Source organism: Aeromonas dhakensis (assembly GCF_002285935.1).
Classification (GTDB): domain Bacteria; phylum Pseudomonadota; class Gammaproteobacteria; order Enterobacterales; family Aeromonadaceae; genus Aeromonas; species Aeromonas dhakensis.
On record NZ_CP023141.1, the window covers coordinates 2,349,382 to 2,362,750 of the forward strand.

The following is a 13,369-nucleotide window of genomic DNA, read 5'->3' on the forward strand; positions in this document are numbered from 1 at the left end:
AATTTAATTGGCATATCTGAGATGAATGTAATAAAGACGGAGCTCCCTGACATACTTCTATTTGAGCCTAGGGTATTTAGTGATGAGCGTGGCTTTTTCTTTGAAAGTTTCAATCATAAGCTATTTGAAGAAGCGGTGGGATACCCTGTCACCTTTGTACAAGATAATCACTCAAAATCATCTAAAGGTGTATTGCGTGGTTTGCACTATCAACTTCCCCCGCATGCGCAAGGAAAGTTAGTGCGCTGTATCATTGGTGAAATATTTGATGTGGCAGTTGATATTCGTAAAAGCTCGCCGACTTTTGGGCGATGGGTTGGAGCCCATTTGTCAGATACAAACAAACGTCAATTATGGATTCCTGAAGGATTTGCTCATGGGTTTATCACAAGAACAGAGACCGCAGAAGTTTTATATAAAGCAACTAATTATTACCAACCAGATTTTGAAAATTCAATATGCTGGAATGATCAGCAGCTATCTATAAAATGGGATAATGATATGTTCCCTGTATTGTCTAGGAAAGATGCAAGTGCAAAATCATTTATGATGGCTAAAAAATTTAACTATAATTTCATGGTGTAGCTATGACAGTTTTAATTCCTGCAATTATGTGTGGTGGCAGCGGTTCTAGATTATGGCCCATTTCGCGTGAACAGCATCCCAAACCGTTCATCAAACTATCTGATAATCAGAGTTTTTTGCAAAAAGCATTTTTACGTGGAGCAAAGCTAGCTGATATCAGAGAAGTTTTGACGATCACTAACAGAGATCTTTATTTCAAAACACTAGATTCATTTAAAGAGGTGAATAGCAATGAAGTTCAGACTTCATTTATTCTGGAACCCTATGGTCGTAACACCGCAGCAGCAGTAGCATCAGCTGCAGTTTATGTTCGTGATACATATGGTGATGATGCGATCTTGCTAGTATTAGCTGCCGATCACTTAATCACAGATCAGGTTGCATTCGATGATGCTGTCTCTTGTGCAGTTGAATTGGCGAAAGCAGGACAATTAGTCACATTTGGCATTAAGCCAACAATTCCTGAAACCGGTTATGGTTATATCGAGGCCACTGGTACAAGCGTATTGCGTTTTGTTGAAAAGCCAACCTTGGATAAGGCAAGTGAGTACGTCGCAAGTGGTCGTTTCTTCTGGAACTCAGGCATGTTTTGCTTTAAAGCAAGTACAATGATTACAGAGATGGATTTGCATTGCCCAGAAGTATTGTCAGCAACAAAAGCATGCCTCGACAGGTCAGAACTGGTTCAAAGTAAAAAGGTAAAACATATTGACCTTGATCCTGACACGTTTAGTCATGTACCAGACATATCGATAGACTATGCTGTGATGGAGAAATCAGGCAATGTTTCGGTGGTGCCCTGTGACATAGGTTGGAGTGATATTGGCTCTTGGGCTGCAATGAGTGACCTCCATCGAGCCGATGAACATGGAAATACCGTTCAAGGCCATGCAATTTTACATGCTACCTCAAACTGTTATATATCGAGTGAAGATCGAGTTATTGGTGCAGTTGGTATAGAAAATCTAGTTATTGTTGATACAGCAGATGCATTATTGGTTGCACATAAAGAGAACAGTCAAGATGTCAAGTTGATTTATAATAATCTTAAGGCGATAAATAATGATGCATTTAAAATGCATCGTACTGTTTATTGCCCCTGGGGTCTATATACATTACTTGAGGCGGGTGAACGTTTTAAAATTAAAAAACTTGAGGTTAAACCTGGTGCTAGTTTAACGATGCAAATGCATCATCATAGAAATGAGCATTGGGTTGTACTATCTGGTGTTGCAGAGGTCTTTTATGAAGATCAGATTACATTACTAACAGCTAACCAATCTACATATATTCCTGCCGGACATCGCCATCAATTAAAAAATCCTGGTCTCATCGACTTAGTTATGCTAGAAGTTCAAACTGGTGAGTATTTGGGTGAAGACGATATTATTGATTATTAAAAAGGAATCATAATTAAGGGAGGGAATTAGATGAATCTTACTTGTTTTAAAGCTTACGATATTCGTGGAAAATTGGGTGATGAATTAAACACTGAGATTGCCTATCGTATTGGTCGTGCAACAGCACAATATTTAAAGGCAACGAGAATTGCTGTTGGAGGTGATGTTCGACTAACTAGTGAAGGCTTAAAACAAGCGCTTGCAAACGGTATTCTAGATGCAGGTTGTGATGTTATTGATTTGGGCGTAACCGGTACTGAAGAAACTTATTTTGCAGCCTTCACATTGGATATTGACGGTGCGATAGAAGTTACTGCCAGCCATAATCCTATGGATTATAATGGCATGAAGCTGGTTGGTCGTGATGCTCGTCCAATTAGTGGCGATAGTGGTTTGAATGATATTCGAACATTGGCTGAAAAGGGGGACTTCAGTGTATCACCTCGGCGAGGTACATTGAGTAAAAAATCGATACTAGATGCTTATGTCGATCATTTACTGACGTATATAAAGCCACATCAATTACGTCCGCTCAAGCTGGTTGTGAATGCCGGTAATGGTGCTGCAGGCCATGTAATTGATGTTATTGAACAACGTTTTAATACCCTTAATGTTCCAGTCGAATTTATAAAAATTCATCATGAAGAAAATGGTAACTTTCCCAATGGCATTCCTAATCCATTACTTCCTGAAAATAGAGATGTGACATCGGAAGCTGTAAAATTTCATCATGCTGATATGGGCATTGCGTGGGATGGTGATTTTGATCGCTGCTTTCTGTTCGATGAAAATGGTATTTTCATCGAAGGATATTATATCGTTGGATTATTGGCAGAGGCATTTTTAGTAGATAATCCTCATGAGAGAATAATTCATGATCCACGCTTGACATGGAATACTATCGATATCGTTGAGAAGTCTGGCGGCATACCTGTACAAAGCAAAACTGGTCATGCTTTTATTAAAGAACGGATGCGCAGTGAAAACGCAATTTATGGTGGTGAAATGAGTGCTCATCACTATTTCCGTGATTTTGGCTACTGTGATAGTGGTATGATTCCATGGTTACTAGTAATTAACTTGTTATCACTAAAAAAGTCCACATTGTCAAGTTTAGTGGCTGAGCGAGTTAAAGCATATCCATGTAGTGGAGAGATAAACTATAGAGTCGATAATGCTCTTGAAATAATAAAGACGCTTGAAGAGGTTTATGTACCACTCGCTGTCAAGGTAGAATATGTAGATGGTCTTAGTATCGAAATGAACGATTGGCGATTTAATGTTCGCATTTCAAATACGGAGCCACTACTAAGGCTTAATGTTGAAAGTAAAAATAATATAAGCAAGTTAACGTCTGGTTTGAATTCATTACATAAAATGATCAACAACATATAGGGAGAGTGCTGAAAATGTCCAAGAAAGTAGCATTGATTACTGGGGTGACTGGTCAGGATGGTTCATATCTGGCTGAATTTCTATTAGAGAAGGGTTATGAAGTGCATGGTATTAAGCGCCGTGCATCTCAGTTTAATACACAACGTGTAGACCACATTTATAAAGATCCTCATGAGGAAAATGTTGATTTTAAACTGCATTACGGCGACTTAACTGATTCATCAAATCTAACGAGAATTATAGCCGAAGTTCAACCCGATGAAGTTTACAATCTTGGTGCTCAATCTCATGTCGCTGTTAGTTTTGATTCTCCAGAATATACTGCGGATGTCGATGCGATCGGCACCTTGCGCTTATTGGAAGCTATTCGTTTCTTGGGGCTAACCAAAAAAACTCGGTTTTATCAGGCATCGACATCCGAACTATACGGTCTGGTGCAAGAAATTCCGCAGCGAGAGACAACACCTTTTTATCCGCGCAGCCCTTATGCCGTGGCTAAAATGTATGCGTATTGGATCACGGTGAATTATCGTGAGGCATACGGCATGTATGCTTGTAATGGAATTTTGTTTAATCATGAGTCCCCCCGTCGTGGTGAAACATTTGTTACTAGAAAAATAACTCGAGGTTTGGCAAATATTGCTCAAGGTCTCGAAAAGTGCCTGTATATGGGGAATATGGACTCATTACGCGATTGGGGACATGCAAGAGACTATGTCAAGATGCAATGGATGATGTTGCAACAAGAGCAACCAGAGGATTTTGTGATTGCAACTGGAGTGCAATATAGTGTCCGTGAATTTATAAAAATCGCTGCTGCCGAGTTAGGTGTTGAATTAAGCTTCGTTGGGAGTGGTGTCGATGAGAAAGCTGTTGTTTCGGCTATTTCTGGAGATAAGGCACCGGCATTAAAGGTTGGTGATATTATCGTATGTGTTGATCCGCGTTATTTCAGACCGGCAGAAGTAGAGACACTCCTTGGTGATCCATCTAATGCCAAAAATAAGCTGGGTTGGGAGCCGGAAACGACTCTTGCAGAAATGGTAAAAGAGATGGTTGCATATGATTTGCAGCAAGCTCGTCAGCATGCCTTGCTGAAATCACATGGTTTTGATGTTAATGTTAGTGTGGAGTGATTATGATTCCAGTATATCAACCAAGATTGTCTGGTAATGAAAAAAAATACGTTAATGAATGCCTTGATTCAACATGGATCTCTTCAAAAGGTGAATTTATTAACAGATTTGAATCTGCATTTTCAAAGTATATTGGTGCAGAATATTGTACAACGGTTAGTAATGGCACCGTGGCACTGCATTTGGCGATGGCTGCTTTAGGTATTGGTCCTGGTGATGAGGTCATTGTTCCTTCATTCACATATATTGCTTCAGTAAATACCATCATCCAGACCGGTGCCAAAGTTGTCTATGTAGACTCGCTACCAGATACATGGAACATCGATGTCAATGACGTGATAACAAAAATCACGGCAAAGACTAAGGCTGTCATGGCTGTGCATCTTTATGGTTTACCATGTGACATGGATGCATTAGTAGATGTTTGTAAAAAACATAACTTGTTTTTGATAGAAGACTGTGCGGAAGCTTTCGGCACTCTTTATAAAAATAAGCATGTTGGTACATTTGGTGACGTGGCGACATTCAGTTTCTTTGGCAATAAGACAATAACTACCGGTGAAGGTGGTATGGTTGTTTCAAAGGATAAAATTGTCCATGAATTGGCATGTCACTTGAAGAGCCAGGGGGTCTCGAAGCTGAAAGAGTATTGGCATGATGCGTTGGCATTTAATTATCGCATGACCAATATATGTGCTGCGATTGGTTTGGCACAATTAGAACAAGCAGATGAGATCATTGCCAAAAAGAGAGAGATTGCCTGCTGGTACCAGCGTCGATTGAACCATTTACCGATTACGTTCCACAAAGAGATTGAGAATGCCAGACATTCATACTGGATGTGCTCGATCCTTGTAGAGAATGCACAAGATAGAGATTTGCTCAGAAATGTTCTAAAAAATCATGGTGTCGAGACAAGGCCATTGTTTCCTTTAGCTAACACAATGCCACATGTATTTACAGAACAGAAGTTTTCTGTTGCTGAAGATATTAGTTCAAGAGGCATGAATTTACCAAGTTACCCTGAGTTATCTGAAAAAGATATTGATTTTATCTGCAAAGTAATCGCTGATTTCTACTTAAATAAATAGTATTCAGATAGATGACCCTTCATATTTTATTAGTGAAGGGTCATTTTAAACTAATGGAAACCTTATGAGCTTTTATTATATTCGAGGTATTTGGGATGCTAGATATTTTTGGCAGCATCTCGCCTTATCCGATCTACGTTCTCGTTGGCGGCGTTCCTTTTTTGGTGTTTTATGGTCGTTTATTCAACCTTTAGGTATGACGTTATTAATATCGATAGTTTTTAGTAAGATGTTTAATACAGACATAGTGACATATGCACCCTATATTTTGTCGGGGATTATAGTCTGGGATTTTGTCGTAGCCAATACCATTGGTGGTTCACTTGCGTTTGTGCAAGCCGATGCCTACATTAAACAATGTAAGCATCCACTAGCAATATACACATTACGTACTGTATTTAGCAGCATCATAGTGCTTGCCCTCGCCAGTTTGTCACTATTTGCTTGGTCAATTGTTGTCTTGCCACAAAATATAAATATAACTTGGCTAGCCACCTTAACTGTTTTCCCAATATTGGCACTTATTGCTTGGCCATTATCAACGTTGCTAGCTTATATCGGTGTTAGATTCAGAGATGTGCCGCATGCTATGGGATTAGTCATGCAAGCAATATGGTTTATCTCTCCGGTATATTTCGAGGAACGTATGTTCCGTTCTGGCGGGTTGGATTGGTTAGTCGATTACAATCCTGTGTATCATGTATTGCAAATTATAAGAGCACCACTACTAAAAGGTGAGTGGCCCAGTCTGGAAAACTATACATTTAGTCTAATAACTGCTGCTCTCCTATTTTTACTGGCGTGGCTGATTGGTCGAAATGTAGAGAAAAAAGTGATCTTCTACCTATGAAAAAAAATAGAATTAAACTTGAAAATGTTAACCTTCATTATGCATCGGTAGCTTATAAAGAGCGATCGCTAAAGTCCCTTTTGTCTGGAGCTTTAAAAAAAGGAAAAGCTGAACACTCAATCTCTGATATTCATGCATTAAAGAATATTACTTTGGAAATAAATAATGGAGAGCGGGTTGGACTCTTGGGGCACAATGGCGCCGGGAAAAGCACATTTCTTAAAACAGTGGCTGGTCTTTATCCTATATCTAGTGGTAAATTAATTGTTGAAGGGCAAGTGCGTTCTCTTTTTGATTTGAGTCTAGGTTTTGAACCAGATGCAACAGGCCGAGAAAATATTCTCTATCGCGGTCTTCTGCTTGGTCTCTCTCCTACCTTTATGAAAGAGAAAGAAAGTGAGATCGTTGAGTTCGCAGGTCTGGGAGAGTTTATTGATTATCCAATTAAAACTTACTCTGCAGGGATGCAAGTCAGACTAGCATTTGCCATATCCACGGCTGTTGGTGGCGATATATTACTGCTCGATGAGGTGATTGGTGCCGGTGATGCCCAGTTTATGGCAAAGGCTAAAAACAGAATAATGAGCTTGATTGAGAATGCTGAAATACTGGTTTTAGCATCACATGATTTCAGTGCCTTGAAAAATATTTGCTCAAGAGGGATTGTGTTCCATCATGGTGAATACATTTTTGATGGCCCCATTGATGATGCTATCATAGCTTATAAACGAGTCAATAATCTGGATTTAACATGAAAAATCGAGTTTTGTGGCTGCTTAACCATTCAACATTAAGAAGCTTTGAAATACCTCAACTAATAGAGTCTGGTATTGAAGAGATATATCTTCCAAAAAAGTTTCCATATGATGAAGGAAATTTATCGGCAAGTATAACATTCGATTTTGACGATGAATTGACTATTCCTAGACATGAGCTTGATGTTTTAAATGAACAGAATTGGTATGAGTCACCAAGTAAAGATGCTTGGGATATTGTAAATAAGTATTTTGATTATGCGATAATTGGTTTCTTCCCAAAGCAGATTAAGTCAACTATCAAAAATTTTAATGGTGCTGTCATTCTTCGTGTATTCGGCTTGTCTAAGGGATACAATTATTCTTCTTTATTAAGAAGTGAATGTGGAGATAATGTAGTTTCAACAATTAAATCGATGGGGAAGAGATTCTGGTTTGGTTGTGGCTATGAGCATATTTCTGATGTAGAAATGCCATTTTTAGCAAAACGGTCATGTTATTTACCTGTTGGTTTAAAAGGAAAATACCAACCTGAAAATTGGAGTGGAAAGAGAAAGACGATACTATTTGTCTGTCCAAGAATTGGAACATCTCCATATTTTAAAAATATTTATGACTCCTTTGTTCGTGACTTTAAAGAGTTTGATTACATCATTGGTGGCGCGCAACCAATAGCTGTTAATGATAAAAAAGTGCTCGGCTTTGTATCTAAAGAAGAGCACTCAGATAACATGCAAGAATGTAGCGTGATGTTTTATCATTCCACTGAACCAAATCACATACATTATCATCCATTTGAAGCAATACAAGCTGGTATGCCACTGGTATATATGGCCGGGGGAATGTTGGATTTAATGGGGGGAGTCAATTTACCTGGCAGATGTGAAACAATTGCAGAGGCTAAGGCTAAGATTGGCAAAATCTTAAATGGTGATGAAAAGTTAATTAGAGATATTAGAAAAACACAGCATGTTCTTCTTGAACAAATGATGCCTGAGCATTGTGCTTCAATATGGAAAAGCAACTTTAGTCTTGTCATCGATGGATTGAAAGAGCATCGCTTGCAGCAGAAAGCTCGGCCTGCATATGTCACCAGGAAGAAGCGAATTGCAGTAATTGTTCCAATTGAGTATCGTGGTGGTAGTCTGCGAGGCGCTAAGCTTTTAGCTGATGCCATATTGCTTGGCAGTCAGCAGGCTAATGAAGATTGTGAAGTCGTTTTTGCCCATCCAGCTATTGACGAGTTAGAGCGTGCTAATGAGCTGCAGGATTTAAATCCGACAATTCAAAGGAGAGGCTTCTATTGGCAAAATCTTTCCAAAGATGATGCTGCTCGTGCTATGCAATATGCAGGTCATGATGGCTGGTGTACTACAGCTGAATCATATATGGTTCCCAATGATGGCATCAGTAATTTCTATGATTGTGATATGTGGGTTTTCGTTTCCGACAGGCTAGCCAAAATACTTCTCCCTGTAAGACCAATAGTACTGATGGTATATGATTATTTGCAGCGCTATGTTTCAATTTTGCAAGGTGGTGCTGACCATCTCTACTTAAAAGCTGCAACACAAGCTGAGCGAGTTTTGGTGACTACTGACTTCACTTGCCGCGATGCGCAACAATATGCTGGTATTGAGCCAGACAGAATTGCTAGGTTACCTATGTTGGCGCCGGATTTTTCATTTGAAAAGGATCAGCATAAAGATTTATGCGATTATTTCATTTGGACTACCAACCTAAGTCCCCATAAGAATCATCTCAATGCTGTGAAAGCATTGGATATTTATTATAACCAGCTAGCGGGCTCTCTCAAATGCTTTATTACTGGCGTCAACACTCAGAGTATAATGGAAAGTAAGCTGTCACATTTGAGCGAGTTTGTGAGGGTTGTTGAGAATAGTAAGCCGCTAAAGCGTAAGATAAAGTTGTGTGGTGAGTTATCCGATATAGAATATAGAAAGGCACTAAAGCTAGCATCATTTATATGGCATCCTGCGCGCATAGATAATGGCACTTTCTCGGTTATCGAGGCCGCCTACCTTGAGGTTCCTGCGCTATCCTCTGATTATCCGGCAATGCGGGAAATAGATAGTCAGTTCTCGCTGAATTTGACATGGTCTGCTGCAGAGTCACCACAAGAAATGGCTCAACAACTTAAATATATGGAAGAGCAGGCTGTGTATCTTCGAGAAAAGTTGCCTAGCAAAGATGTATTAGAAAAACAGCAAGTACACCATCTGGCTAAGCATTATTGGGGGGTAATACGCGAATGTCTGTGAGAAAATTTGGAATTTATCTTTGCTATGCCCCATCTGTTGATTTAAGAAAGGAAGGGCTTGGCCGCTACTTAGCAGCCTTTCTTAAAGGTGCTGCAGCACGCAATGATGTAAAGTTCACCTTAGTCTGTCCCAGTTGGTCTAAGCAAGATCTCTATGATCTGTTTGATAGCGAAAATGTGCCACATGACAGCTTTTCAATTCGTGCGCCAGAGAAAAGACCGCTTTTATTGGATTTTTACCATTGGTATCTTAATCGTAAAACGAAAAGAAAAAAAAGAAAAACACTCAAATCATTTTTTCTGGAGTTGATTGGTAGACTGAAGGAAAACACTTTTCATTATGTGGAGAAGCGTTTACTGAATACGTACACGACATCGGACCTGATCCTGCTAGGGATTGAGGGTGGCCTGTTGTTGCTGTTGACCTTAATGATATTCCCATTATTTTTTATCGTGTTTTTTCCTTTGTTATTGGCGTTCTTTTTTGTTCATAAATTGAAGTCAGTCGTGCTTGGTAGGTCTTCCAAGTACATAGGTCGTTTCATGAAAATGGTTCACTCGCCTAAAGATGACGGATTGGTGTTGCGTCTCTACCGCAATATGGAGTTGATGGAGGGGAAGCGTATAAACGCATTAATCGATAGTATGCATGATATATCTGCATGGTATTGTCCTACAGCTTATTGGCCTGAGTTTAACAAAATTGATGCCCCTCGATTAATGTGTGTGCCAGATGTTGTTTTACGAGATTTTCCTGTCGCCTTTTCTCAAATTGGTGGCGATAGGACTCTATCGACCTTTAAATTGCTAGAAGAGGCTATCAGAACAGGGGATCACTTTGTCACTTATAGTGAAGTGGTAAAATGGAATACACTAATCGATGGCTATCAAATATCAGTGGATAAGGTGTCAGTAGTACACCATGCCGCTAATAAAGTTGATAGCTTCATTAATATTGGTGGCCTACCAGATAATGAAGAAGCGACCTCCCATTATGCCAAATCATTACTCATGTCTGCGATTCGTAAATCGAATGAGCAAGACTATGTTTCAATATTTAAAAATAAAAATGTAGATTTTATTTTTTATGCTAGCCAGATCAGGCCGAATAAAAATATAATAAGTTTATTCAAAGCATATGAGTATCTTTTGCGGAAAAGATTCGTTCAGCACAAGCTGGTCGTTACCGGCAATGTTAGTGTTATGCCAGAAGTAAAAGAATTTATTGTTAGCCACAACCTACAACACGAAATTTTGTTTTTGCATGGACTGACGATGCAAGAACTTGCTGCTTGTTATAAACTGGCGGGTTTGGCTGTTAATCCAAGTCTAAGTGAAGGGGGATGTCCATTTACATTTACTGAGGCATTATCAGTTAATACGCCAGTTGTTATGGCTCGCATTCCTGTTACAGAAGAAATTCTTACTGACCCTGAATTACAGGAAATGACATTTTTCGATCCGTATGATTGGCGAGATATGGCTAAGAAAATAGAATGGGCACTTCACAATCATGATATCTTACTAAGAAAACAGTTGCAGATATATGATGAGTTATCAGTGCGCACATGGTCCGATGTTGTAAATGAGCATATCGATATACTCGAGCGTATTAGTGGCTTGGAGACATGATGTGATGGACTCTAAGAAGCTGGTCATTTTAGGTTGTGGTGGACATGCAAGAAGTGTGGCTGATGTAGCATTGTCGTTAGGGTTCTTAACGTTATGTTTTATTGATGATAATGCCAGACCTGGCGAAAGCATCTTTGGTTATCCAGTTCTTTCGTCATGGGAATTAATATCACCCGATGAGTGGTTTTTTTTTCCTGCAGTAGGTGATAACAAAAAAAGAAAGTTACAGCTAGAGGTGCTGGAGAAAATGGGGTGGCAAGTTGCCACCTTGATCTCTGCTACTGCCACTGTTGGTGTTAACTCTATTATAGGTAAAGGAACGTTCATTGGTCATCATGGACACATAGGTCCTTCAGTTAAAATTGGTGAAGGATGTATTATCAACTCAGGTGCAATAATTGAACATGATGTCAGTGTTGATGAATTTACGCACGTATCGGTCAATAGTACAGTGGCAGGTTCTGTTAATATCGGGAAGTTATGTTTTATAGGTGCTGGTGCTACTATTATAAACAATGTTTCTGTTCGCGACGAGATTACAGTTGGTGCAGGGGCGTGTGTTGTAAATAATATAGAGCAGTCTGGAGTTTATGTAGGTGTGCCAGCAAAGAAATATAAATGATGTATGGGGGTGATATGCATCTTACTGATGATGATTTTTTTAAAACAATAAAAAGCACACCCTTAATATCGATTGATCTGGTGATTTCTGATAGTTCAGGACGGTACCTTCTAGGTCTAAGAAAAAATAGACCAGCAGCCGATCATTGGTTTGTCTTGGGCGGCAGGATAAAAAAGGGGGAATCTATATCAAATGCTTTTAAAAGAGTGGCTGAAAATGAACTTGGCGTGACGTTGCAGTGTTCGGAAGCTAAGTTTATTGGAGTCTATGAACATTTTTATAAAGATTCATTTTATGACGTTATGACTCCTACCCACTATGTTGTCTTAGCTTATTCGATAGAATTAGGCTGCGATGTAAATTCTTTTTCTGTTGCTCAACATTCAAAATACAAATGGTTTGATATAATAGAGCTTCTTGCATCACCAGATGTTCATCAATACACAAAAAATTATTTTTTAGATAAAGGTCTGGAAGTCAATGAGAATTCTTCATTTTTTTAAAACATATTACCCAGATGCTTACGGTGGTGTGCAACAAGTAATATATCAGCTTGCTGAAGGTGCAGTAAAAAGAGGGCATGAGGTTGATGTATTATGCTTGAGTGCTGAAAATGCAGGCAGACATTTTAATATTGAAAATCATAGTGTACATGCCGCAAAGGAAGATTTCTATATAGCCTCGACTGGGTTTTCATGGTCCGCTATCGTCGAATTCAGGCGGCTGGCAGAGAGCGCTGATATTATTCATTATCATTTCCCTTGGCCTTATATGGATATAGTGCATTTTTTGGTTAATCCTAAAAAGCCAACGGTGGTTAGTTACCACTCTGACATTGTCAAACAAAAGTATTTGCTACAACTTTATAAGCCATTGATGATGTCTTTTTTAAATAAAGTTGATGCTGTTGTTGCTTCTTCACCCAACTACGTCAAGACTAGTCCTATTCTCTCTAGCCTAAAAAAGGATGTTGAAGTAATACCATTTGGTCTGGAAAGAGTATCTGCATATCATGCAGATTTATCGTTGTTGAATAAATGGAACGATAAAATAAAAGGGCGTTTCTTTCTTTTTATCGGTTTTTTACGATATTATAAGGGACTGTCATTTGTCCTTGATGCTATGCGTGAGCTTGATTATCCTTTGATCATAATTGGTGAAGGGCCATGTGAAAAGGAGTTGAAATCTCAGGCGGATAAATTAGGATTGAAAAATACGTTTTTTATTGGTCCTGTAAGTGATGATGAAAAAAATATTTTACTGGAGTTATGTTATGCCGTGGTATTCCCATCGCATTTGCGTTCTGAAGCGTTTGGTATGACGTTGTTAGAGGCGTCAATGTATGGCAAGCCCATGATTACTTGCGAGATTGGCACAGGTACTACATATATAAATCTACATGGTGAAACTGGATTGGCTATTGAGCCAGCAAATAGCGATGCTTTATCATCCGCGATGAAGAAGCTATGGGAGGATCAAGACGAAACTGAGCGTATGGGAAAAAATGCAAAGGTTAGATTTGAACAAAACTTTACGGCTGACGTCATGATTGATAAATATATGACGCTATATGAAAAGGCTATCTCAAATTATTACTCATCTTGAAAGGCCTACTTCAGACT

At 39.0% G+C, this 13,369-nt stretch carries 12 protein-coding genes; all 12 read left to right on the top strand.

The window, feature by feature from the left end; translation table 11 throughout:
• Window positions 1-21: 21 nt before the first annotated feature.
• The 12 genes from rfbC (at window position 22) to CK627_RS11340 (ending at window position 13,352) form a co-directional block, all read left to right on the top strand.
• Complete coding sequence (rfbC, locus tag CK627_RS11285) at window positions 22-585, top strand: dTDP-4-dehydrorhamnose 3,5-epimerase (RefSeq protein WP_043169753.1); 564 nt, start codon at window positions 22-24, stop codon at window positions 583-585.
• Between the two features lie 2 nt (window positions 586-587).
• Window positions 588-1,985: a mannose-1-phosphate guanylyltransferase/mannose-6-phosphate isomerase gene (locus tag CK627_RS11290; RefSeq protein WP_095592374.1), complete on the top strand. Its 1,398-nt coding sequence runs from the start codon at window positions 588-590 to the stop codon at window positions 1,983-1,985.
• A gap of 30 nt (window positions 1,986-2,015) precedes the next feature.
• A complete protein-coding gene (locus CK627_RS11295; RefSeq protein ID WP_080760782.1) occupies window positions 2,016-3,380 on the top strand; it encodes a phosphohexomutase domain-containing protein in 1,365 nt (454 codons plus the stop codon).
• Window positions 3,381-3,394: 14 nt separating this feature from the next.
• Complete coding sequence (gmd, locus tag CK627_RS11300) at window positions 3,395-4,516, top strand: GDP-mannose 4,6-dehydratase (RefSeq protein ID WP_080760781.1); 1,122 nt, start codon at window positions 3,395-3,397, stop codon at window positions 4,514-4,516.
• Between the two features lie 2 nt (window positions 4,517-4,518).
• Window positions 4,519-5,607 (top strand): DegT/DnrJ/EryC1/StrS family aminotransferase, encoded by a 1,089-nt coding sequence (locus CK627_RS11305; protein WP_080760780.1) that lies wholly within the window; start codon window positions 4,519-4,521, stop codon window positions 5,605-5,607.
• A 64-nt stretch (window positions 5,608-5,671) separates the two neighbouring features.
• A complete protein-coding gene (locus tag CK627_RS11310) occupies window positions 5,672-6,457 on the top strand; it encodes an ABC transporter permease (protein ID WP_011706701.1) in 786 nt (261 codons plus the stop codon).
• Complete coding sequence (locus tag CK627_RS11315) at window positions 6,454-7,212, top strand: ABC transporter ATP-binding protein (protein ID WP_043169751.1); 759 nt, start codon at window positions 6,454-6,456, stop codon at window positions 7,210-7,212. Before CK627_RS11310 ends, CK627_RS11315 begins: the two co-directional genes overlap by 4 nt.
• Entirely contained in the window at window positions 7,209-9,494 is a 2,286-nt protein-coding gene (locus CK627_RS11320) for a glycosyltransferase (RefSeq protein ID WP_043169750.1), read from the top strand. The genes CK627_RS11315 and CK627_RS11320 overlap by 4 nt, the downstream gene beginning before the upstream one ends.
• Complete coding sequence (locus CK627_RS11325) at window positions 9,485-11,125, top strand: glycosyltransferase (RefSeq protein ID WP_043169749.1); 1,641 nt, start codon at window positions 9,485-9,487, stop codon at window positions 11,123-11,125. The genes CK627_RS11320 and CK627_RS11325 overlap by 10 nt, the downstream gene beginning before the upstream one ends.
• Before the next feature lie 4 nt (window positions 11,126-11,129).
• Window positions 11,130-11,747: an acetyltransferase gene (locus CK627_RS11330; protein ID WP_080760779.1), complete on the top strand. Its 618-nt coding sequence runs from the start codon at window positions 11,130-11,132 to the stop codon at window positions 11,745-11,747.
• Between the two features lie 14 nt (window positions 11,748-11,761).
• Complete coding sequence (locus tag CK627_RS11335) at window positions 11,762-12,250, top strand: GDP-mannose mannosyl hydrolase (RefSeq protein WP_080760797.1); 489 nt, start codon at window positions 11,762-11,764, stop codon at window positions 12,248-12,250.
• A complete protein-coding gene (locus tag CK627_RS11340; protein ID WP_095592375.1) occupies window positions 12,228-13,352 on the top strand; it encodes a glycosyltransferase family 4 protein in 1,125 nt (374 codons plus the stop codon). Before CK627_RS11335 ends, CK627_RS11340 begins: the two co-directional genes overlap by 23 nt.
• The last annotated feature ends 17 nt before the right edge of the window (window positions 13,353-13,369 follow it).